Source organism: Gephyromycinifex aptenodytis, from assembly GCF_012277275.1.
Classification (GTDB): domain Bacteria; phylum Actinomycetota; class Actinomycetes; order Actinomycetales; family Dermatophilaceae; genus Gephyromycinifex; species Gephyromycinifex aptenodytis.
This window is the reverse complement of sequence record NZ_CP051155.1, coordinates 48,947-69,581: the sequence shown is the minus strand read 5'-3', so window position 1 is coordinate 69,581 and position 20,635 is coordinate 48,947. Positions and strand designations below refer to the sequence as shown.

The following is a 20,635-nucleotide window of genomic DNA, read 5'->3' as shown; positions in this document are numbered from 1 at the left end:
GCACCTTCAGTGCAGGCCCTCCAGCACGGCTTCAGTTCCGGATAGGCCGAGCCGGGTAGCGCCAGCCTCGACCATCGCCAAGGCGGCCTCGGTGGTGCGGATACCGCCGGAGGCCTTGACCCCGAGGCGGTCCCCCACAGTTGCCGCCATCAGCGCGACAGCTTCCACGCTCGCCCCGCCTGCCGGGTGGAAGCCGGTCGAAGTCTTGACGAAGTCCGCCCCGGCGCGCTCGGCGGCCTGGCAGGCCTGCACGATCTGCTCCTCGTTCAACGCAGCGGACTCGATGATGACCTTGAGGATCACCGGTGGGGGAACTGCGGCCCGAACCGCAGCGATCTCGGCCTCGGTGTGGGCGAGGTCGCCTTGGATGAGACGGGCGATGTTGATGACCATGTCGATCTCGTCCGCGCCGTCACGTACCGACCGCAGCGCCTCCCCCGCCTTCACCTCCGGGTGGTGCGCGCCGGAAGGGAACCCGCAGACCGTAGCCACCTTCACCCTCGGGGAGACCTCGACCGGCAGCATCGAGGGCGACACGCAGATGGAATAGGCACCCAGCTCCGCTGCCTGCGCGGCGAGCGCCTGGACCTGGTCGCGGGTTGCCTCCGGTTTCAGCAACGTGTGGTCGACCATTTGGGCCAGTTCAGCGCGGCTGAGGTGGGCAGGTGTGGGTGTGCTCATGACGGCAATCCTCTCGGACACAGGTGGGTGTCACCGAGCCGGGTGGTTCCGGGCTCGGTGACACGGCTCGGTGCGGCTCAGCCGATCCGGTCCAGCACGACGTCACCGCGGGCGCCAGTGCCCGGCGCCGCATCTGGATCGATGACCAGGCCACCGACCAGGCTCTCCTGGGCGCGCTCGAAGCGCTCCGGGGTGTCGGTGTGCAGAGTGAGCAGCTTCTGACCGGCTTTGACCCGCTCGCCCGGCTCAACGTGGATCTCGATCCCGGCGCCGGCCTGGACCTGCTCCTCTTTGCGGGCACGGCCCGCGCCCAGCCGCCAACTCGCGACCCCGATGCTGAGAGCGTCCAACTCGGTGAGCACGCCGTCCTGCTCGGCGAACACGTCCTGGGTTTCTTTGGCTCGAGGAAGCTCGGCTTCCGGGTCCCCGCCCTGGGCGGCGATCATCCGCTTCCACACGTCCATGGCGCGTCCGTCCTGCAGTGCCTGCTCCACGTCGCAGTCCGGTTTGCCGGCCAAGGTGAGCATCTCGCGGGCAAGGGCGCAGGTGAGGTCGACGACGTCCTTGGGGCCGCCACCGGCGAGAACCTCAACCGATTCCTGCACCTCGAGAGCGTTTCCGATCAGGCGCCCCAGCGGCCGGGACATGTCGGTCAGCAACGCCACCGTGTTCACGCCTGCGTCTACACCGAGGTCGACCATGGTGCGGGCGAGCTCGCGGGCCTGGTCGATGTCCTTCATGAAGGCACCCGAACCGACTTTGACGTCCAGGACCAGTGCGCCGGTACCTTCGGCGATCTTCTTGCTCATGATGGAACTGGCGATGAGCGGGATGGCCTCGACCGTGCTGGTGATGTCGCGCAGGGCGTAGAGCTTCTTGTCCGCCGGTGCCAGGCCGGAGCCTGCAGCGCAGATGACAGCGCCGATCTCGTCCAGGATCTGCATCATCCGGTCGTTGTCGAGCGCGGCCTGCCAGCCGGGGATGGCCTCGAGTTTGTCCAGCGTGCCACCGGTGTGCCCCAGTCCGCGTCCGGACAACTGCGGTACAGCCACGTCGAAACAGGCCACGAGGGGGGCCAACGGCAGCGTGATCTTGTCTCCGACGCCGCCGGTGGAGTGTTTGTCGCAGGTGGGGCGGGAGAGCTTCTCAAAACTCATACGCTCCCCGGAGGCGATCATCGCTGCGGTCCAGCGGGCGATTTCGGCGCGATCCATCCCGTTGAGGAAGATCGCCATCGCCAGAGCAGCCATCTGCTCGTCGGCCACGACACCTCGGGTGTAGGCGTCGACCACCCAATCGATCTGCGCCTCGCAGAGGCGTCCGTTGTCGCGCTTGGTCCGGATGACATCGACGGCATCGAACTTCTCAGGCACGGTAAATCCCTTCTCTCCACCCGGCTCGGTGCGGTGTCCGCCGCGTTGTGACCGGCCGCGAAAAAGATGCTCTCCAGCGCTTGAAGACGCTTGCGATCGATCCTAGGCTGAACCCCGGAACATATGTCAAGGACCATCAGAACCGATGTTCCAAGAGGTGTTTCAGCGGCGCAGCCAAGCGGGCGCCGATCTCGACAAGGCCGTCGAGGCTCGACGGCCGGGAAGGCAGTCGTGCCCCAGACCAACCAAGCGCTCGACGATCGCGCATTGCTCGACCGGGCCCGCGAGGCGGCGGAGTCCGCGTACGTCCCCTACAGCCGGTTCCCCGTCGGGGCCGCACTGCACCTGCGCTCAGGAGTGATCGTCACCGGCTGCAATGTCGAGAACGCGTCCTACGGACTGACCATCTGCGCCGAGCGCACCGCGGTCACGCGCATGGTTGCGCAGAGCACCGACCCCGGCGAGCGCCAGATCGTGCGCGTCGCGATCATCGGGTTGAAAGCCTCGCCGTGCTATCCGTGCGGCGCCTGCCGCCAGGTGTTGCACGAGTTCGGTTGCCAGCAGGTGATCGTCGAAGAGTCGGGCGAGCCGCGCGCGCACCGGTTCAGCGAACTCCTCCCCTTCGGCTTCGGCCCCTCCGACCTCGCCTGAGGAGATCGCTATGGAACGCTTCCAAGGAATCATCGGCATCGTCCTCATCCTGGGGCTGGCCATTGCCATGTCGCGGCACCGCTCGCGCATCAACTGGCGCACGCTCGGGGTGGGGCTGACCCTGCAGATCGCTTTCGCGCTGATCGTCCTGAAGTGGGAACCGGGGTTCGCAGCACTGAAGTGGGTCGCCGAACTCATCACCAAGGCGATCAGCTTCACCGACAAGGGCACCCAGTTCGTCTTCGGTGGGCTGATGGGTGAGAACACCGGCTTCGTGTTCGCCTTGAATGTCCTGCCGGTGATCATCTTCCTCGGCGCCATCATCGGGGCCCTGTACTACTTGCGGGTCATCCAGTTCTTCGTCGACATCATCGGCACCCTGCTGCAGAAGCTCATGGGCACCAGCAAGATCGAGGGCGTCTGGGCCTCGACCGTGATCTTCCTCGGCCAGAGTGAGGCGCCGCTGATGATCGCCCCCTACATCCGCACCCTGACCATGGCCGAGTTGTTCACCTGTATGACCGGCGGCTTCGCAGCGGTGGCCGGCTCCACGCTGATCGGTTACTCCTTGCTCGGCGCGCCGCTGCCCTACCTGCTGGCGGCCAGCGTGATGAACGCCCCCGGCTCACTGCTCATGGCCAAGGCGTTCTTCCCCGAGACCGAGACCCCGACGAACGACGCCAGCGTCCGCGACGTGCGCGACACCGAGTCGCGCAACCTCATCGACGCCCTGGGCCGCGGTGCGATGGCCGGTGGCAAGATCGCCGTTATCGTCGGCTGCCTGCTGATTGCCTTCGTCGCGCTGATCGCCCTGATCTCGGCGATCTTGGGCGGCATCGGCAACGCTCTCGGACAGCCCGGCTGGTCGCTGGAAGGCCTCTTCGGTCTGCTCTTCGCCCCGGTCGCCTGGGTGCTCGGAGTTCCGTGGAATGAGGCCGGCGTGGTCGGCAACTTCATCGGCCAGAAGACGGTCCTGAACGAGTTCGTCGGGTTCACGGCCTTCAGCCAACAGGTTGACGACCTCTCGCCGAAGGCGGTCATGATCTCCTCCTTCGCCCTGGCCGGCTTCGCGAACTTCAGCTCCATCGCCATCCAGATCGGCGCGTTCGGCGCGCTGAGTCCGGAGCGGCGCGGTGACGTCGCGCGGCTGGGGATGCTGGCACTGCTGGCCGGGACCTGCACCAACCTGCTCAATGCCGCGATCGTGGGAGTCGTAGCCTTCTGAGGACGTATTACCTGCGTGTGCCCCTGGGCCCGCCCGCTTCCTGCGGCAGGCACCCCGGGGGCACCTGCATGTGTGGGCGTGCCCTGATCATGGAAGGAACCCGATGCAGGACCGAGACATTCAAGCGCTCGAGGCGGCGCGCCTCTACTACGAGGACGGACTGTCCCAGGCCGACGTGGCCGAGCGGCTGCGCGTGGCTCGTCCCACCGTTTCCAAGCTCATCTCTCACGCCCGCGAGCGCGGCTTCGTGCGCATCGAGATTCACGACCCGCGCCAGGTCGGCGACGATCTCGGACGTGCGCTGCGAGAGCGCTTCGGCCTTGCCGAGGTGCGGATCGCGCACCCGCAGGAGGATTCCGTGGGCACCTTGCGTGAGGTGGGCCGCCAGGGTGCGCTGCTGCTGCAACAACTCGTCGACGACGGTGCGCTGCTCGGGGTGACTTGGGGCGAGACGATGTACGCCGTCGCCAGATCCTTGACTCCCCAGGACCGGCGCGGAGTGGAGATCGTGCAGCTCAAGGGCGGCCGTTCCTACACCACCACCTCCACCCGCGACCACGAGACCATCGAGTTGTTCCGGCGCGCGTTCGGCGGCTACGCCCGCCTCCTTCCGTTGCCGGTGATCTTCGAGAACCCGGCAGTGAAGGAGATTGTCGAGGGCGACCGACACCTCGCAGACGTCATCGACCTGGGGCGGCGCACCCAGATCGCCATCTTCACCGTGGGCGCGGTCGAGCCCGAGGCGACGCTGTTCAAACTGGGTTATCTGTCCAGCCAGGAGCAGGACATCCTGCTGGAGAAGGCGGCCGGGGATCTGTGCTCGCACTTCTACGACGACTTCGGGCAGCTCGCCCTGCCGGAGCTCGACGCGCGCACGGTCGGCATCGGCATCGAGGATCTGGTGGCCAAACCGACCCGAATATTGGTGGCCACGGGACGCCGTAAGGCGCGCGCGTTGCGTGTCGCCCTGCGCAACGGATTCGCCACCCACCTGGTCACCGACAACCACACCGCGGCCGCAGTGCTGCAGGAACCTGCCGGATCCGTGACGGGACGCGCCTGAGCAGGCAGCCTGTTCCGAGGGAGGTCGGCGTGGAGCACTAGGCTGTGCCGGGAGCGCCAGTCGCTCACGGGCACGATGAACTCAACGAATGGGCAGGTGCGACACGGCCATGACGACCCCACCGATCGACCCCACGACAACCAAAGCCTGGGACAGGCTCACCGATCTCGAGGCCTGGATGACGCCGGACCTTCGCGGCTGGTTCGAGCAGGACCCCGATCGGGCGCAGCGGATGTCTTTCACCGCAGGTGACCTGTACGTGGACCTGTCCAAGAACCTGCTTAACGACGCCGTGATCGCGGCGCTGATCGACCTCGCCGAAGAGGTGAACTTGCCGGCCCGCCGGGACGCCATGTTCTCCGGTGAGCACATCAACCTCACCGAGGACCGCGCAGTGCTGCACACGGCGCTGCGCCGCCCTAAGGGCGCAACTCCGGCGCTGGTCGTGGATGGCCAGAACGTCGATGAGGACGTGCACGCCACGCTGGAGAAGGTGTACGCGTTCGCCGAGCAGGTGCGCTCGGGGCAGTGGAAGGGCGTCACCGGCAAGCCGATCGAGACGGTGATCAACATCGGCATCGGCGGCTCCGACCTGGGCCCGGTCATGGTCTACGAGGCGCTACAGCCCTACTGCGACGGCCCGGACTGCCGGTTCATCAGCAACATCGACCCGACCGACGCCGCGCAGACCACCGCGGGGCTGGACCCGGAGACGACCCTGGTGGTGGTGGCGAGCAAGACCTTCACCACGCTGGAGACCCTGACCAACGCCCGAATGGTCAAGTCGTGGCTGCTCGATGCGCTGACCAAGGCCGGCGCCATCGAGGACAGCGAGGCAGGCCGCAGCAAGGCCGTCACCAAGCACTTCGTCGCCGTCTCGACCGCCCTGGACAAGGTCGCCGACTTCGGGATCGACCCGGACAACGCGTTCGGCTTCTGGGACTGGGTCGGCGGGCGCTACTCGGTGGACTCCGCGATCGGCACGAGCCTGGTGCTGGCGATGGGACGCAGCAACTTCGAGGACTTCCTCGCCGGATTCCACGCCATCGATGAGCACTTCGCCACCACCCCGCTGGAGCAGAACGTGCCGGCGCTGATGGGCCTGCTCAACGTGTGGAACGTGAACTTCCTCGGGGCCGACACCCACGCGGTGCTCCCCTACGCCCAGTACCTGCACCGCTTCCCGGCCTACCTGCAGCAGTTGACGATGGAGTCCAACGGCAAGTCGGTGCGCTGGGACGGCTCGCCGGTCACCTGCGAGACCGGTGAGGTGTTCTGGGGCGAGCCGGGCACCAACGGCCAGCACGCCTTCTACCAGCTCATCCACCAGGGAACACAGCTCATCCCGGCCGACTTCATCGCGGTCGCAACCCCGGCCCACCCGGTGCGCGACACCTTGGGCGACGACTCAGACGTGCATGAGCTGTTCTTGGCGAACTTCTTCGCCCAAACGGCCGCACTGGCGTTCGGCAAGACCGAAGAGGAGGTGCGCGCCGAAGGCACACCGGAGGAGATCGTCTCGGCGCGAGTCTTCGAGGGCAACAAGCCGACGACCTCGATCATGGCGCCGGCGCTGACCCCGAGTGTGGTGGGCCAGCTCATCGCCCTCTATGAGCACATCACCTTCACCCAAGGCATCGTGTGGGGCATCGACTCCTTCGACCAGTGGGGTGTCGAACTCGGCAAACAACTGGCCAAGGCGATCACCCCGGCGGTCGGCGGTGATGAAGACGCACTGGGTTCCCAGGACTCCTCGACCCAGGCGCTCATCCGGTACTACCGGGCGAACCGGTCGAACTGAGGACCCCCGCGGTGGAGGTCAGCGCGCTGCTGATCTCCACCGCGACCGTCCCGGCATGAGCAGCGGCGCCGAGCCGCAAATCCCCGGTGATGGCCCGCAGGCCCGAGGCGAACGCCTGACGATTCACCGTTCGGGACCCTGACGTCGGCGAATATGTGGTCTCCAAGCTGCCCCTAGTGACCTCATAAGCGGCAGACTTCGCGCATGAGTTCAACACGCGCATGGTGGAGCCTGCCCGTCGCAGCGGTAGCCGGGGTCGCCCTCCACGACGTTTTTCAAAAGAAGCACTCTCTTTTGCGCGCCTTCCCGGTTCTCGGTCATGGGCGCTATTTCGTCGAGACGATCGGACCGGAGCTGCGGCAGTACATCGTCGCCGGCAACGACGAAGAGCGGCCGTTCAGCCGGGACCAGCGGCGCTACATCTACAGCTCCGCCAAGGGTCTGAACACCTACTTCGGGTTCGGGACCGACAACGACATGGAGCACCTCGAGGGCTACCCGATCATCAAACATCGGACCTTCTCCGCCCACGCGCCACGTTCAGGGGCCGCCCACAGCCACCACGACGCGGCGTTGCCGTGCGCGAAAGTCATGGGGGCGGCCCGCGGGCGCCGCAAGGCTTTTCGGCCCGCTTCGATCGTCAACGTCTCGGCGATGAGCTACGGCAGCCTGTCGGCGCCGGCGATCGCGGCGTTGAACGCCGGCGCGGCTATCGCCGGTTGCCTGCACAACACCGGTGAGGGTGGCCTCTCGCTGCACCACCGCAAGGGTGGTGACCTCATCCTGCAGATCGGAACTGCCTACTTCGGTTGCCGTGACGAGGATGGCAACTTCGATCTCGACAAGCTCGTCGCCATCGTCGAATCCGCTCCGGTGCGCGCGCTCGAGATCAAGCTCAGCCAAGGCGCCAAGCCGGGCCTGGGCGGGGTGCTGCCTGCGGCGAAGGTGACCCCGGAGATCTCCGAGATCCGCGGTATCCCCCAGGGTCAGGACTGCATCAGCCCCTCGCGACACACGGCCTTCCACGACGTCGACTCGATGCTGGACTGGGTGGAGACCCTCGCCGAGGCGACCGGTCTTCCGGTCGGGGTGAAGTCGGCGGTCGGCGACCTCTCATTCTGGGAGGACCTGGCGCAGGCGATGCGCGACGGGACCCGGGGCGTGGACTTCATCACCATCGACGGCGGCGAAGGCGGCACCGGGGCTGCCCCGATGGTGTTCAGCGACAGCGTCTCGATGCCCTTCCAGACCGGTTTCGCCCGCGTCTATTCGATCTTCGCCCGCGCCGGCCTGACCGATTCCGTGGTCTTCATCGGGTCAGGCAAGCTCGGTCTGCCCGACAACGCCATGGTCGCGTTCGCGCTGGGCGTGGACATGATCAACATCGCGCGCGAGGCCATGCTGGCCATCGGGTGTCTGCAGACGCAGAAATGCCACACCGGCCAGTGCCCGACCGGGGTGGCGACGCAGAATCCGTGGCTGGCGCGCAGCCTGGATCCCGAACTCAAGGCCGAACGGAACGCTCGCTACATCCAGACCTTGCGGCGAGATCTGCTCAAGGTGGCCGAGTCCACCGGGGTCGCCCACCCCGCCTTGGTCGACACCGAAGACATTGAAATCTTCTACGGACAGACCAGAGGCGTTTCCCTTCGGGAAGTCGCGGGCTACGAACCCGGCTGGGGTCATCCCTCCCAGGCCGACATGGATGAGCTGGTTCGGATCATGGACAGCCTCAACAACGACGAAGAGGTCGTCGAGGATGAGATCCCGGCCGGGCAGATGGAGAGCCCCGTTAAGTAGCCCATTGCAGTCCGGTAAGGGCGCGTGTGCCTGCGGCATGCGCGCCCTTACTGTCTCGAAATGTGACCATTCGTCTCACTCAATGAGCACCTCAGTTAGAACAAAAGCCATGACCGCCCCCTCGCAGCCGCCTACTGCTCTCGCCACCCTCGCCGCAAAGGAAGAGCGGCAGGCACGGATGGCTGTCACGATCTTCCCGCTGCTGGTCCTGCTCGGGGCAGCGCTGGCCTACCTGCTGCCCGGCCCCATCGCCCCAGCGCTCGGGCCGTGGGTCCCCACCCTGCTGGGAATCATCATGTTCGCCATGGGTCTCACGCTGACCCCACCCGATTTCCTGCTCGTCATCCGCCGGCCGTTGCCGGTGGTGATCGGGGTCGTCGCACAATACGGCCTGATGCCGGTGCTCGGGTGGGCGATCGCCGCGGCGCTGCGGCTGCCACCCGAACTGGCAGTGGGCGTGATCCTCGTCGGCTGCGCCCCCGGCGGCACCTCCTCCAACGTGGTCACCTACCTGGCCAAGGGGGATGTCGCCCTCTCCGTCACCATGACCTCGATATCGACGCTGCTGGCCCCGTTGCTCACCCCGATGTTGGCCTTGGCGCTGGCCGGCGAGCGCCTCGACGTCTCCGGCGGCGCGATGGCGCTGTCGATCGTGAAGATGGTGCTCGTCCCGGTCATCGCGGGACTGCTCCTACGGGTCCTGGTCCCGTCCGTGGTGGAGAAGGTCTTGCCGGCTCTGCCGTGGCTATCGGTCGCCGGAATCACCGGTGTGGTGATGGCCGTCGTGGCCGGTTCCGCGGACAAGATCGCCTCCGCGGCGGGCATCGTGCTGCTGGCCGTCGTGCTGCACAACGTGGCAGGTTATGCCCTCGGTTACGGCGTGGCCAAGGCCACCGGTCAGCGTGAGGCTGCGTGCCGCACCACCGCCGTCGAGGTGGGAATGCAGAACTCCGGGTTGGCGACGACGCTGGCTGCCACGTACGTCAGCCCGATGGCGGCGCTGCCCGGCGCGGTGTTCTCGGTGTGGCACAACCTCTCCGGGGCGGTGCTGGCCTCGATCCTGCGCCGGCGCCCGCTGGCGGACTGACACCGCAACCAGGTCCGGCTGAACCCGCCCAGGTCTGGATCGGTCACCGGCCTGCTGCTCGACCGGTGCCTGCGGCGACGCGAGTCGAACCGGCACGGTGGCAACGGACTGACCGATAGGACGCAACCGCGCCGGCATCCTCATCGGATACCGGCGCGGTTGCTGCCGTTCACAGCGGGTGCTCAACGCAGGGTGGGTGCAACCTCTGCGATTCGCGAGAGCAGGCCGTTGACGAAAGCCGGGGACTCATCCGTGGAGAGCACCTTGGCGATCGTGGCTGCTTCGGAGACAGCGACCGCCGCCGGCACATCATCGTTATGGATGATCTCCCAGGTGGCGACCCGAAGGATCGCCCGGTCGACGGCAGGCATGCGCGAGATCTGCCAACCACGGCTGTACGTCGCGATGATCTCCTCGATGGTTGCCCACGACGCCACCACACCGCGCACGATGTCGATCGTGTACTGGCGCAGCGGCGTCTGGGTGGTCGGGGCGGCGATTCGCTGTTCGACCAGAACGCCCGCGTTCAGGCCGCGCTGCTCAGCCTCGAAGAGCAACTCCACTGCCGCGCGACGCGCCTTGCTACGAGCGGAGGTGAGCAGACCTCGATCACTGCGGGCGGCCGGGCGCTCCTGGCGCACCGCGTCCTGCGGCACCCCCTGCGGCAGCGGCAACTCTGCACCGCCATCGCCCCATTCGGCGTCGAGCTCCCGTTCAGCCCCATCGTCGCTGGGCAGGCGCCCCTGGCCCATCAGTTGACGCGACCGAGGTAGCTACCGTCGCGAGTGTCGACCTTGACCTTGGTGCCTTGCTCGAGGAAGAGCGGCACCGCGATCTGGGCGCCGGTCTCCAACGTGGCCGGCTTGGTCCCGCCGGTGGAGCGGTCGCCCTGCAGGCCGGGCTCGGTGAAGGTGATGGTCAGCTCGACCGAGGCCGGCAGCTCCACGAACAGCGGGGTGCCCTCGTGCGTTGCCACGACAGCCTCTTGGTTCTCCAACATGAACTTCTCGGCCTCGCCCACGACAGCCGCAGCCACCGTGACCTGGTCGAAGGTCTTGCCGTCCATGAAGACGAAGTCGTCGCCGTCCTTGTACAGGTACTGCATCGTGCGCTTGTCGACGTTGCTCGTCTCGACCTTGGTGCCAGCGTTGAACGTCTTGTCGATCGTCTTACCGCTCATGACGTTCTTCAGCTTGGTACGTACGAAGGCTGGGCCTTTGCCGGGCTTGACGTGCTGGAACTCGATGACGGTCCACAGCTGGCCCTCGAGCTTGAGCACCATGCCGTTCTTGAGGTCGTTCGTTGTGGCCACGCGGGTCTGTCCTCGTCTCGACGGTGGGTTCTCACGCGGCACGTCGCTGATGCCCGGCCGCGTGCGCCGCCGCGAATCGGAACACGGCGGAAACTTGCGCCAGTCTAGCGGTCGCTGGCCCTGGCCTCGTGCCCGTCTGCCCGAGGGAACCATCCGGTGGCGGCGCGCGTGGCAAGGTGGGGGTAGCCGCCCACCCGAAACCACCTTGCAGCCACTCGAAGCCACCCGGAGGTAGCCGATGCGACGCGCGCGCACCCGCTTCCTCGCCATGGCCGGCGCAGCGGTGATCTCGACAATGACGCTAGCCACCGGCTGCGCGCCTGAACCGGCCCCGCCGGCGGCCACCACCACCCGCCCGAGTAACGCCCCGATCGTGGTCAACGCCCGCGAGTTCACCCGCGACCTGCACCCGGCCCGTGTCGATGACCCCTACGGTTCGCGCATCACGGCCCTGCTCTTTCGCGGACTGCTGCGCTACGACGCCAAAGGCAAGGCCGTGAACGAGGTGGCCGAATCGATCGAGACCACGGACGACCAGTTCTTCCGGGTTCGCCTCGCCTCCGGTTGGCGGTTCAGCAACGGCGAACCCGTCACTGCGGCATCGTTCGTGGACGCCTGGAGTCTGGCCGCCGCGCCCGATCCCGCGCACGTGCACCGGTGGCTGTTCTCCCCGATCCTTGGGGCCGACACCCCCACCGGGCAGAGCCAGGATGAGCCTGGTGCCGCATCTACATCCGACTCGGGCGGCCCCCGGCACGAACCTCGCCTGAGCGGGCTGCGCGTCCTGGACGAGCGCACGTTCACCATCCGGTTGCGCACACCCCAACCCGGGTTCACCGACCGGCTCGGCCATCAAGCGTTCGCGCCGCTGCCGCGGGTTGCCTTCACCGATCCGCAGGCCTTCACCGACAAGCCGATCGGGAACGGCCCGTACCTGCTCACCGAGGGCTGGCAGCAGGCCGACACCCTCAGGCTGCGCCCGAGCAGCGCCTACGCCGGCGCAGACCCGGCGACGAACACCGGCATCGACTTTCGGCTCTACGCAGACCTGGACGCCGCCCGTCGGGACCTGGATTCCGGGGCGCTGGACGTCCTGGATGACCTGCCGCTGAGCGACCTGCCCACCTACCGCACCGAGTTGGGGGAACGCGCGATCAACCAGCCGGTGGGGCGCACGGTGGGGATTGTGGTGCCCACTCGCGCCCGTGGCTGGGGCGGCGCTGCCGGGTTGGCCGCGCGCCAGGCCCTGTCGATGTCCATCGACCGCTCCGAGATCGCCACGACCGTCTTCGCGGACACACGGGTACCGGCCACTGACCTGGCTGCCCCCGTCGTTGAAGGCTATTCACGTTCCCTGTGCGGCGCCCTGTGCACCGCCGACCCGGCAGGCGCGGCTACCGCGCTAGCCACCTCTCGCAGCGCCCCCACCGAGTTGACCCTGGCCTTCAACAGTGACGCCGGGCACGCCCCATGGGTCGACGAAGTGTGCGCTGGGGTTACCGCAGCGCTGGGGATTCGCTGCGAGCCACGCCCCTACCCCACCCTGCCGGCGCTGCAGGAAGCTGTCGCCACCGGGCAAGAACCGGGTCCCTACGTGCAGGTGTACCAAATGGACTACCCGGCGTTGGAGAGTTTCTTGGCACCGCGTTTCATCGCCGGGGCCGCCGGCAACGACTCCGGTTATGCCGACCCTCGAGCGCTGATGGCGCTGACACACGCCCGTGAGGTTCCGCTGTCGGAAAAAGTCGGCGCCTACGTCCAAGCCGAAACCATCGTGCTGCACGATCTGCCCGTGGTGCCGCTGTGGACGTTGAACGCGACCGCCGCCTACGGCACCGGGGTCACCGGGATGCGCACCGACGTCTTCGGGGTGCCGATCTACACCCAGATCCACCGCGGCTGACCCGCGACCCCTACCCAAGTAGGTGCCGTCATCGACCCCAGCGGGTCGTAGCCGCTGGCACGTGCTTCGTAGGCTGCCCACATGGACACGTTCGCCCGACCCGCTGCCCCACCCTGGTTGGGCACCGTGGCCAAATACGCGGCGGCGCTGCTCCTGGGGCTGAGTGCCTGGGCGCTGGTGTTGCCGCCGGAGCCCGAAGTGATCTCCCCGACGATCGAGTTCCGGGTCTTCCTCGACCTGATTCTGGGGACCCTGGCGGTGGGCCTACTGCCGCTGCGCCGTCGCGCGCCGCTGGCCGCGGCGGCCGCGTTGTCGCTGCTGTTGATGGTTTCCGCGATGGCTTTCGGATCGTGGGTTTTTGCCACGATCTCGTTGGCCACGCACCGCCGAGTGTGGCCCTCCACGCTGGTCGTCATCCTGGCGACGCTGGCTGGCAGCGCCTACGAATGGTGGATCCCGACACCGGGCGCAGACGATGTCACGTTGTGGGAAGTCCTGCTGTTCGGGGTCATCCTGAACACCCTGGTCACCGCCCTCGGGTTCTATCTGGGGGCCCGGCGTGATCTTCTGGCGTCCTTGCGTGACCGAGCCGAGACGGCCGAGCGCGAGCAACTACTGCGCATCGAGCAGGCGCGCGTCAACGAACGGTCCCGCATCGCACGGGAGATGCACGACGTTCTGGCGCACCGGATTTCGCTGGTCGCGCTGCACGCCGGGGCGCTGGCCTACCGGGAGGACCTGGGGCCAGAACAGACTCGGGAAACAGCCCACTTGGTGCAGGAGAACGCCCACCGCGCCCTGACCGACCTACGCGAGGTGCTCGGTGTGCTGCGTGCGGCGCCTACCCGCACCACCGGCGGTTTGGAGCCGCCGCAGCCGACGTTGTCGGATCTGAGCGAACTCATCACTCAAGCCCGCGCCGCAGGTCAAAGCATCGATCTGCAGTTGCACATCGACCCCTCGCAGGTCCCCACCACAACCGGGCGCCACGCCTATCGAGGCGTGCAGGAATGTCTGACCAACGCCCGCAAGCACGCCCCGGGGACGCCGGTGACAGTCACCATCGACGGGCACCCCGGTGGGCAGCTGCGGATGCAGGTCTCCAACCCACTCGCCGAGAGCGCTGTGCAACCGCCGCCCGGGGCCGGGGTCGGCCTGTTGGGCCTGGCTGAGCGCGCCGAGCTGACCGGCGGTTCTCTGCAACACGGCACCGAACAGGGCCGCTATCTGGTCTGTCTGTCGCTACCGTGGGCCGACCAGGAAGGTGAGTGATGAGCCAACAAAGCGCTATCCGAGTCGTCATCGTCGATGACGATCCACTCGTGCGCTCAGGGTTACGGCTCATTCTCGGTGGCGCCACCACGCTGGAAATCGTCGGGGAAGCCTGCGACGGCATCGAGGCGATCACAGCGGTGCAGGAGTTCGCCCCTGATGTGGTCCTGATGGACGTGCGCATGCCGCGCCGGGACGGGATCAGTGCCACCCGGTTGTTGCTGCAGCAGCCCCATCCGCCGCGAATCCTCGTTCTGACCACCTTCGACGCCGACGACCTAGTCATCGACGCGCTGCGCAGCGGGGCAAGCGGTTTCCTGCTCAAGGACACCCCGCCGCCGGCGATGATCGCCGCCATCGAAGCCGTCGCCAGAGGCGAGCAGACGCTCTCCCCCAGCGTCGTGGCCCAGGTGGTCAAAGCCGCCACCCGCGACCCGGGTGCGCAGCGACGCCAAGCGGCACTGTCCTCATTGGCGGCGCTGACCGAACGCGAGCACGAAGTCGCCCTTGCCGTAGCCCGCGGCGCGTCCAACGCGCAGATCGCCGCCGAGCTGTTCATGAGCGTGGCCACCGTCAAGGCGCACGTCTCGCACATCTTCGCCAAGCTCGAAGTCGATAACCGGGTCCAGATCGCCATTCGGGTACACGACGCCGAACTGTGCTGAGCGTGGACCGGCAGCCCCGCCAGGACTGATCGTCGTGGTGCTCAGTGCTGGCTGAGCGCCTGGTAGGCCTCGAGCAACAAAGCCTCCGGGGGTCCTTCGAGGCGTACCGGCACGCCGGTCCCCTCCAGCACCACGAAGCGCAGCGTCGCGCCGCGGGTCTTCTTGTCCCGAGCCATGGCCGCCGACAACTCCGGCCACCGCCCAGGCGGATAACTGATGGGCAGACCCACTGCGGACAGAATCGAGCGGTGCCGCTGTAGCACCTCCGGCGAAAGCTGACCGGCGCGAACCGCCAACTCGGCCACGAAGACCATGCCGACCGCCACCGCGTCCCCGTGTCGCCATGAATAGCCCTCGACCTGCTCGATGGCGTGAGCGAAGGTGTGGCCGTAGTTGAGGATCTCGCGCAGCCCCGCCTCGCGCAGATCGGCCGAGACCACCCGCGCTTTGACCGCGACCTTGCGTTGCACTAACTCCGCCAAGACCGGCGAGCTCGGGTCCAGCGCAGCCGACGGGTCGGCTTCGATCAGGTCGAGGATCACCGGGTCAGCGATGAACCCGCCCTTGATGACCTCGGCCAGACCGGCTGCCAGATCGGGTCGCGGCAAGGTGGCGAGCGCGTCGAGATCGCACAGCACCCCGACCGGGGGATGGAAAGCACCGACGAGGTTCTTGCCCTCGGCCGTGTTGATCCCGGTCTTGCCCCCCACGGCCGCGTCCACCATGCCCAGCAGGGTGGTGGGGACGTTGATCAACGGCACCCCGCGCAGCCAGGTGGCTGCCACGAAGCCGCCCAGGTCGGTGACGGCGCCACCACCCACAGCGACGACGACGTCGGTGCGGGTGAAGCCCGCCTGCCCCAGCCGGGCCCACAGTCCGGCAGCCACCTCGATGGTCTTTGCAGCCTCAGCGTCGGGCAACGCCTCGAGCAGCACCTCACACCCAGCCTCGCGCAGCACCTGCGCCAACCCCCGGGCCAGCTCAGCGACCGGCTCGGCGTGGACGAGCAAGGCCCGACGGGCGCCAGCGGGCAGCAGCGTCCGCAGCCGTTCCTGCACGCCGGCGCCGATGACGACGTCGTAGCCGCTGTGCTCATCGCCGACCCGGACCGTGACCGGCTGCCCGGCTGCCTCCGCGGCGGGGGTGAGGCTCATACCTGATCTCCTGCCACGTCCAGTGCTGTGATGATCTCGGCGGCGATGTCGTCGGGCTCACGGTCGTCGGTATCCACCCGGATGCTCGCCAGGCGTTCATAGATCGGTCGTCGCTGCTGCATCAGCTCTAGCCATTGGCCGCGCGGGTTCAGCGCCAACAACGGGCGTCCCTGGTCGAAACCGGTCCGCCTACCGGCGTAGCGCAGCGAGACGTCGAGGAAGACCACCCGCTGCTCTTCGAGCAGCCCTTGGGTGCCCGGGTCGAGCACCGCTCCCCCGCCGAGGGCGACGATGCCGTCGTGACCGGCCAGGGCGTCTGCGACCGCTGCACACTCCAGTTCTCGGAAGTGCGCCTCGCCGTGTTCGACGAACAAGTCGGAGATGCTGCAACCACTTCGCTGCTCGATGAGCGCATCGGTGTCGAGCAGGTCCACGTTCAGGCGTTGCGCCAGCAAAGCGCCGATGGTCGATTTCCCGGCCCCGGGAGGACCGGTCAACACCGCGATCGGGCCAGAGTTCACCATGACCTCATCCCCTCCGGAATGGCCGCCAAGTAGGCCTGCACATTGCGCCTGGTCTCCGCTACCGAATCGCCACCGAACTTTTCGGCGACCGCGTCGGCCACCACCAGCGCCACCATAGCTTCGGCCACCACACCGGCCGCCGGGACGGCGCACACATCGGAGCGCTGATGGATGGCGGTGCTCGGCTCCCCGGAGCGGACATCGACTGTGGCCAGAGCCCGCGGGACGGTGCTGATCGGCTTCATCGCGGCACGGACGCGCACAACTTCACCGGTGCTCATCCCGCCCTCGGTGCCGCCGGCGCGGTTGGTGGCGCGCCGGATCGTGCGCTGCTCGTCATGGGCCATCTCATCGTGGGCTTGCGAACCGCGTCGGGCCGCGGTGCGGAAGCCGTCGCCGACCTCGACGCCCTTGATGGCCTGGATCCCCATCAGCGCCGCCGCCAGCCGAGAATCCAGACGCCGATCCCAGTGCACGTGCGAGCCGAGTCCGGGCGGGCAGCCGTAAGCGAGCACCTCCACGACTCCGCCGAGGGTGTCACCGTCTTTGCGCGCGGCGTCCACTTGGGCCACCATCGCCTGCGAGCCGGCCTCCTCGAAGGCCCGCACCGGATCGGCGTCCAGCGCAGCCACATCATCCGGGCCAGGTAGTGGCGCGTCGTCGGCGACCCCGGCGGCGCCGATGGCGACGGTGTGGGAGACCAGGCGGATCCCTGCCACCTGCTCCAGGTAGGCCGCGGCGACTGCGCCCAGGGCTACCCGGGCCGCGGTCTCCCGGGCCGAGGCTCGCTCCAAGACCGGCCGGGCGTCATCGAAGCCGTACTTCTGCATGCCGGCCAAGTCTGCATGGCCGGGCCGGGGCCGGGTCAACGGCCGGTTCCGGGCGATCTCCTTGGGGGCGTTCACGTCATCGGCCGCGGCCAGCTCGGCTGCGGAGACCGGATCGGGTCCCATCACCGTCTGCCACTTCGGCCACTCGCTGTTGCCGATCCGCAGCGCGAAGGGGGACCCCATGCTCACGCCGTGACGCAACCCGCCGATGATCTCCAACTCGTCCTGCTCGAACTTCTGTCGGGCACCTCGGCCGTAGCCGAGCCGACGGCGCGCCAGGGCGCTCTGGATGTCTTCGCTCGTCACTGCCACCCCAGAGGGCAGCCCCTCCAGGATTGCGACGAGCGCGGGACCGTGTGACTCACCGGCAGTCAACCAACGCAGCATGGCCATATCGTTCCACGAGGTAGCCACAGTCATCGCGACAGCCCTGGGACTGAGACACCGCGGCACGTCTATGCCCGCGCCCCAGTTGGCCGCGCCCTTGGCTTACACAGTCGGCAGCTTTCACCTGCACACCGCACCGGCCCAGGCCGGATGGGTGCAGGTAGTGATATCGGTAGCTCTAGACCGACTCGGCCAGGCTGGCTTCCAGCGCAGCACGCATCGCCGGTACTGGGGCGGTGCGCCCCGTCATCAGCGCCACTTGCTCGGCCGCTTGGTACAAAAGCATTTCCAGACCCGAAACCACTTGGGCGCCGCGCCGGTTCGCCCAACGAGCCAGGGGGGTCGGCCAATCGGCGTACACCACGTCCAGCAGGTACGTCCCGGCCAACGGCTGCGGCTCGGTGACGTCGCCGGCGTCATTCCAGCCGTCACTGTCATCACGCGGCTCGCTCGGGGCGCCCGGTGGCGTGAACGCGCCCGCCGGGAGCGTGCTGACAACGACCTCCACCTCGCCGATCGCCTGCTCCAGGCGCGCCGAGGATTCCAGTTGCGCGAGCGGGATCGAGGTGAGGGACTGTCCCAGTTGACGGGCCAACGCGCTCGTCTGCGGGCGAACCTGGTCCCGGACGCCGAGCCCGACCGAAGTGACGCCGAACCGGGCCAGGGATTCCAAGGCTGCGCGGGCCGTTGCGCCCGAACCGAACACGAGGGCGCTGCGGGCGCTGCGCAGACCTGCGTGCAGTAGCGCCTGCTCGATCCCATCCGGATCGGTCGCCTCGGCAATCCACCCGTCCTGGCTGCGGATGAGCGTGTTCGCCGCGCCGAGGCGCTGTGCTTGCGCGGTAGCCACCGAAGCCACCTGCAGCGCTTCCTCCTTCAGCGGCATCGTCACCGATAACCCGATCCACTCCCGGTCCAGCCCGTGCAGGAAGCCGGCCAGATTGGGCTCCCCCGGCCCACCGACCGCCACTTTGGCGTAACTCCAATCCGAGAGCCCGAGCGCGGCATAGGCAGCCTCGTGCAACACCGGCGAGAGGGAGTGCGCGATCGGGGAACCGAGGACGGCCGCCCGGTGTCTCAACACGAACCCGGGTGCGCCTGGCACCACTGCCGGAACGCCACAACGTTCTTCTCGTGCTCAGCCATCGTCGTGGCGAACCGGGTCTCGCCCGTCTCGGGGTTGACCGTGACGAAGTACAGCCACTTACCCGGTGCAGGCTTCAACGCAGCTTCGACAGCTGCCGCCCCCGGGTTGCCGATCGGTCCCGCAGGCAGGCCTGGGTGCAGGTAGGTGTTGTACGGGTTGTCGTTGGCACGCTCGCCATCTGAGGTGGTCAGCGCGCGCTTTCCAACTCCGTACGCGACCGTGGAGTCCATCTGCAGGGCCATCCCGATCCGCAACCGGTTCTCAATGACCGCCGCGACCTTGGGCCGGTCTTGCGGCAGACGCGCCTCAGCCTCGACGATGCTGGCGATGGTGATGATGTCCTGCATCTGATCGTCGGTGACGCCCAAGGTGGACCAGCGGCCTGTGGCTTGGGAGACGAGCTTGCTCAGTTGCTCCGCAGCGGTGGTCTTGGGGCCGAAGGTGTACGTGGCTGGGAAAAGGTAACCCTCGAGTTTGCCGCCGGCGGCCTCGGGCAGACCGAGTTTGGCCGGCGTCTTGGCTGCCTGCTCGTACGCCGCGAGGGGTTCACCGGTCGCCTTGGACAGCAGCGCGAACATCTCCTTGGCGCGCAGCCCTTCACGCAAGGTCACCTCGACCTCGTTGCGGCTGGCCCGGTCCCGCAGCGCCGACAGCGCATCGGCAGCCTTCATCTGCGTCTTCAACGTGTAGGACCCCGGCTGGATCTCGTCGCCGGGGTGGCTGGTCAAGGCTTTCTCGAAGGCCGCGCTCGTTTTGACCACGTCAGCCTCGACCAAGCTCTGACCGATCATCCGCCCTGAATCCCCCGGCGAGACCACGACCGTCGCCGACCCCGAACCGGGCCCGTCGTAGTCCTTGCTCTCCAGCAGATCTGAGACCACCGGGAAAATCATCAAACCGGCGATGACCAACCCGATCAGGACGAACAGCAGCGCTCCCCCCAGCACCAGGCGGCGGGTCCGCGGCTCATGCGAGGCACGAGAGGCCCGCGTAGGCGCGGAATCGCGGTCGGAGAACAGCGTGGCGGCACCCGCCTGCTCTTGCCCGTCCCAGTCCTGGGCGTACAGCTCACCGGACTCACTTCCAGGCCCGTGCAGTCCTGCGGTCGGCATGCCGAGAACCCCTGAGGCATGCCCGAGGGAGTTGTCCTCGAACTCGTCCTCGAACTCGTCCTCGAACTCACCCTCGAACTCACCCTCGACGCCGTCATCGGCACCGTGCGGGTCCTCAACGAAATAATCATCCCGCAGCGGGTCGTCACGCTCGCTCATCGCTGGCGTCCTTTGTGTCGGGGCTTACGGAGCTGGATCGGCTCGCCAGGAGGACATCCCCGAAGTTCCTCCTCGTCGAGCGCCGCTTGCAAAATCAACACGGCCGCCGTCTGGTCGACGACTTCCCGGTGCCGCCGACCGGCCCGTCCGCTCGCGTGTAGCGCTCGGTGAGCATCGACGGTGGTGAGCCGTTCGTCAACCAGGCGGACCGCTACCGGTTTCACCTGCACCGAGACTCTACGGGCATATTCGCGCGCAGCAACGGCAGCCGGGCCGTCTTGACCAGCAAGGGTTCGCGGGAGTCCCACGATGACCTCGATCGCGCCCAGCTCTTGAACCAGTTCGGCGAGCTGGCGGATATCGGCGTCCGCCTCATCGTCACGCGCAAGCGTGACCACGGGCGTCGCCAGGATGCCTGCCGGGTCGCTACGGGCGACCCCGACCCGGACCGAACCCACATCGATGCCGATGCGGACCCCTGGACGCATC

20 protein-coding genes are annotated in these 20,635 nt (G+C 67.6%); 9 read left to right on the top strand and 11 right to left on the bottom strand.

What is annotated here, in order from left to right:
• Window positions 1-6: 6 nt before the first annotated feature.
• Together deoC and G9V96_RS00265 are read right to left on the bottom strand one after the other, a co-directional pair.
• Window positions 7-681 carry a deoxyribose-phosphate aldolase gene (gene deoC, locus G9V96_RS00270; RefSeq protein ID WP_168581244.1) on the bottom strand — a complete coding sequence of 225 codons (675 nt, stop codon included), beginning with the start codon at window positions 679-681 and terminating at the stop codon, window positions 7-9.
• A 77-nt stretch (window positions 682-758) separates the two neighbouring features.
• A complete protein-coding gene (locus tag G9V96_RS00265; RefSeq protein WP_168581243.1) occupies window positions 759-2,054 on the bottom strand; it encodes a thymidine phosphorylase in 1,296 nt (431 codons plus the stop codon).
• Between the two features lie 231 nt (window positions 2,055-2,285).
• Between G9V96_RS00265 and G9V96_RS00260 the strand changes: the two genes are divergently transcribed.
• The 4 genes from G9V96_RS00260 to pgi all read left to right on the top strand — a co-directional run bounded on the left by G9V96_RS00260 (window position 2,286) and on the right by pgi (window position 6,794).
• Window positions 2,286-2,705, top strand: coding sequence for a cytidine deaminase (locus tag G9V96_RS00260; protein WP_226913345.1), 420 nt, complete (start codon window positions 2,286-2,288; stop codon window positions 2,703-2,705).
• A gap of 10 nt (window positions 2,706-2,715) precedes the next feature.
• Window positions 2,716-3,930, top strand: a complete 1,215-nt coding sequence (locus tag G9V96_RS00255; RefSeq protein ID WP_168581241.1) for a NupC/NupG family nucleoside CNT transporter — start codon at window positions 2,716-2,718, stop codon at window positions 3,928-3,930.
• A 103-nt stretch (window positions 3,931-4,033) separates the two neighbouring features.
• Entirely contained in the window at window positions 4,034-4,993 is a 960-nt protein-coding gene (locus G9V96_RS00250) for a sugar-binding transcriptional regulator (RefSeq protein WP_168581240.1), read from the top strand.
• 109 nt (window positions 4,994-5,102) lie between these two features.
• Window positions 5,103-6,794: a glucose-6-phosphate isomerase gene (gene pgi, locus G9V96_RS00245; protein WP_168581239.1), complete on the top strand. Its 1,692-nt coding sequence runs from the start codon at window positions 5,103-5,105 to the stop codon at window positions 6,792-6,794.
• Here pgi and G9V96_RS00240 read toward each other — a convergent pair.
• The gene (locus G9V96_RS00240; protein ID WP_168581238.1) at window positions 6,760-6,921 is read right to left on the bottom strand and encodes a hypothetical protein; all 162 of its coding nucleotides are present in this window, start codon (window positions 6,919-6,921) and stop codon (window positions 6,760-6,762) included. The genes pgi and G9V96_RS00240 overlap by 35 nt on opposite strands.
• A 77-nt stretch (window positions 6,922-6,998) precedes the next feature.
• On the opposite strand from G9V96_RS00240, the gene G9V96_RS00235 reads away from it, so the two are divergent.
• Both G9V96_RS00235 and G9V96_RS00230 read left to right on the top strand, forming a co-directional pair.
• A complete protein-coding gene (locus G9V96_RS00235; RefSeq protein WP_168581237.1) occupies window positions 6,999-8,594 on the top strand; it encodes an FMN-binding glutamate synthase family protein in 1,596 nt (531 codons plus the stop codon).
• A gap of 109 nt (window positions 8,595-8,703) precedes the next feature.
• Window positions 8,704-9,681: a bile acid:sodium symporter family protein gene (locus G9V96_RS00230; protein WP_168581236.1), complete on the top strand. Its 978-nt coding sequence runs from the start codon at window positions 8,704-8,706 to the stop codon at window positions 9,679-9,681.
• A gap of 182 nt (window positions 9,682-9,863) precedes the next feature.
• Here the strand turns inward: G9V96_RS00230 and nusB are convergent, their stop codons facing one another.
• Window positions 9,864-10,433 (bottom strand): transcription antitermination factor NusB, encoded by a 570-nt coding sequence (gene nusB / locus G9V96_RS00225; RefSeq protein WP_168581235.1) that lies wholly within the window; start codon window positions 10,431-10,433, stop codon window positions 9,864-9,866.
• Window positions 10,433-10,993, bottom strand: a complete 561-nt coding sequence (gene efp, locus G9V96_RS00220; protein WP_168581234.1) for an elongation factor P — start codon at window positions 10,991-10,993, stop codon at window positions 10,433-10,435. The genes nusB and efp overlap by 1 nt, the downstream gene beginning before the upstream one ends.
• Before the next feature lie 238 nt (window positions 10,994-11,231).
• On the opposite strand from efp, the gene G9V96_RS00215 reads away from it, so the two are divergent.
• The 3 genes from G9V96_RS00215 to G9V96_RS00205 all read left to right on the top strand — a co-directional run bounded on the left by G9V96_RS00215 (window position 11,232) and on the right by G9V96_RS00205 (window position 14,833).
• Window positions 11,232-12,896, top strand: a complete 1,665-nt coding sequence (locus G9V96_RS00215) for a peptide ABC transporter substrate-binding protein (RefSeq protein WP_168581233.1) — start codon at window positions 11,232-11,234, stop codon at window positions 12,894-12,896.
• 81 nt (window positions 12,897-12,977) lie between these two features.
• A complete protein-coding gene (locus G9V96_RS00210; protein WP_168581232.1) occupies window positions 12,978-14,168 on the top strand; it encodes a sensor histidine kinase in 1,191 nt (396 codons plus the stop codon).
• A complete protein-coding gene (locus G9V96_RS00205; RefSeq protein ID WP_168581231.1) occupies window positions 14,168-14,833 on the top strand; it encodes a response regulator in 666 nt (221 codons plus the stop codon). Before G9V96_RS00210 ends, G9V96_RS00205 begins: the two co-directional genes overlap by 1 nt.
• Window positions 14,834-14,874: 41 nt before the next feature.
• Here the strand turns inward: G9V96_RS00205 and aroB are convergent, their stop codons facing one another.
• The 6 genes from aroB to ruvX form a co-directional block, all read right to left on the bottom strand.
• The gene (aroB, locus tag G9V96_RS00200) at window positions 14,875-15,987 is read right to left on the bottom strand and encodes a 3-dehydroquinate synthase (RefSeq protein WP_168581230.1); all 1,113 of its coding nucleotides are present in this window, start codon (window positions 15,985-15,987) and stop codon (window positions 14,875-14,877) included.
• On the bottom strand, window positions 15,984-16,511 hold the full coding sequence (locus G9V96_RS00195) for a shikimate kinase (protein ID WP_168581229.1): 528 nt from the start codon (window positions 16,509-16,511) through the stop codon (window positions 15,984-15,986). The genes aroB and G9V96_RS00195 overlap by 4 nt, the downstream gene beginning before the upstream one ends.
• Window positions 16,505-17,728 carry a chorismate synthase gene (gene aroC / locus G9V96_RS00190; protein ID WP_168583745.1) on the bottom strand — a complete coding sequence of 408 codons (1,224 nt, stop codon included), beginning with the start codon at window positions 17,726-17,728 and terminating at the stop codon, window positions 16,505-16,507. The genes G9V96_RS00195 and aroC overlap by 7 nt, the downstream gene beginning before the upstream one ends.
• A gap of 178 nt (window positions 17,729-17,906) precedes the next feature.
• Window positions 17,907-18,812: a shikimate dehydrogenase gene (locus G9V96_RS00185; RefSeq protein ID WP_168581228.1), complete on the bottom strand. Its 906-nt coding sequence runs from the start codon at window positions 18,810-18,812 to the stop codon at window positions 17,907-17,909.
• On the bottom strand, window positions 18,806-20,146 hold the full coding sequence (gene mltG / locus G9V96_RS00180; protein WP_168581227.1) for an endolytic transglycosylase MltG: 1,341 nt from the start codon (window positions 20,144-20,146) through the stop codon (window positions 18,806-18,808). The genes G9V96_RS00185 and mltG overlap by 7 nt, the downstream gene beginning before the upstream one ends.
• Window positions 20,143-20,634, bottom strand: a complete 492-nt coding sequence (gene ruvX / locus G9V96_RS00175) for a Holliday junction resolvase RuvX (protein WP_168581226.1) — start codon at window positions 20,632-20,634, stop codon at window positions 20,143-20,145. The genes mltG and ruvX overlap by 4 nt, the downstream gene beginning before the upstream one ends.
• Between the last annotated feature and the right edge of the window lies 1 nt (window position 20,635).

What these genes read in the sequence shown, in the direction of transcription:
- deoC (WP_168581244.1), bottom strand. Translation starts at nt 681, where the DNA reads ATGAGCACACCCACACCTGCCCACCTCAGCCGCGCTGAACTGGCCCAA.
- G9V96_RS00255 (WP_168581241.1), top strand. Translation starts at nt 2,716, where the DNA reads ATGGAACGCTTCCAAGGAATCATCGGCATCGTCCTCATCCTGGGGCTG.
- G9V96_RS00250 (WP_168581240.1), top strand. Translation starts at nt 4,034, where the DNA reads ATGCAGGACCGAGACATTCAAGCGCTCGAGGCGGCGCGCCTCTACTAC.
- pgi (WP_168581239.1), top strand. Translation starts at nt 5,103, where the DNA reads ATGACGACCCCACCGATCGACCCCACGACAACCAAAGCCTGGGACAGG.
- G9V96_RS00235 (WP_168581237.1), top strand. Translation starts at nt 6,999, where the DNA reads ATGAGTTCAACACGCGCATGGTGGAGCCTGCCCGTCGCAGCGGTAGCC.
- G9V96_RS00230 (WP_168581236.1), top strand. Translation starts at nt 8,704, where the DNA reads ATGACCGCCCCCTCGCAGCCGCCTACTGCTCTCGCCACCCTCGCCGCA.
- nusB (WP_168581235.1), bottom strand. Translation starts at nt 10,433, where the DNA reads ATGGGCCAGGGGCGCCTGCCCAGCGACGATGGGGCTGAACGGGAGCTC.
- G9V96_RS00215 (WP_168581233.1), top strand. Translation starts at nt 11,232, where the DNA reads ATGCGACGCGCGCGCACCCGCTTCCTCGCCATGGCCGGCGCAGCGGTG.
- G9V96_RS00210 (WP_168581232.1), top strand. Translation starts at nt 12,978, where the DNA reads ATGGACACGTTCGCCCGACCCGCTGCCCCACCCTGGTTGGGCACCGTG.
- G9V96_RS00205 (WP_168581231.1), top strand. Translation starts at nt 14,168, where the DNA reads ATGAGCCAACAAAGCGCTATCCGAGTCGTCATCGTCGATGACGATCCA.
- aroB (WP_168581230.1), bottom strand. Translation starts at nt 15,987, where the DNA reads ATGAGCCTCACCCCCGCCGCGGAGGCAGCCGGGCAGCCGGTCACGGTC.
- G9V96_RS00195 (WP_168581229.1), bottom strand. Translation starts at nt 16,511, where the DNA reads ATGGTGAACTCTGGCCCGATCGCGGTGTTGACCGGTCCTCCCGGGGCC.
- aroC (WP_168583745.1), bottom strand. Translation starts at nt 17,728, where the DNA reads ATGCTGCGTTGGTTGACTGCCGGTGAGTCACACGGTCCCGCGCTCGTC.
- mltG (WP_168581227.1), bottom strand. Translation starts at nt 20,146, where the DNA reads ATGAGCGAGCGTGACGACCCGCTGCGGGATGATTATTTCGTTGAGGAC.
- ruvX (WP_168581226.1), bottom strand. Translation starts at nt 20,634, where the DNA reads ATGCGTCCAGGGGTCCGCATCGGCATCGATGTGGGTTCGGTCCGGGTC.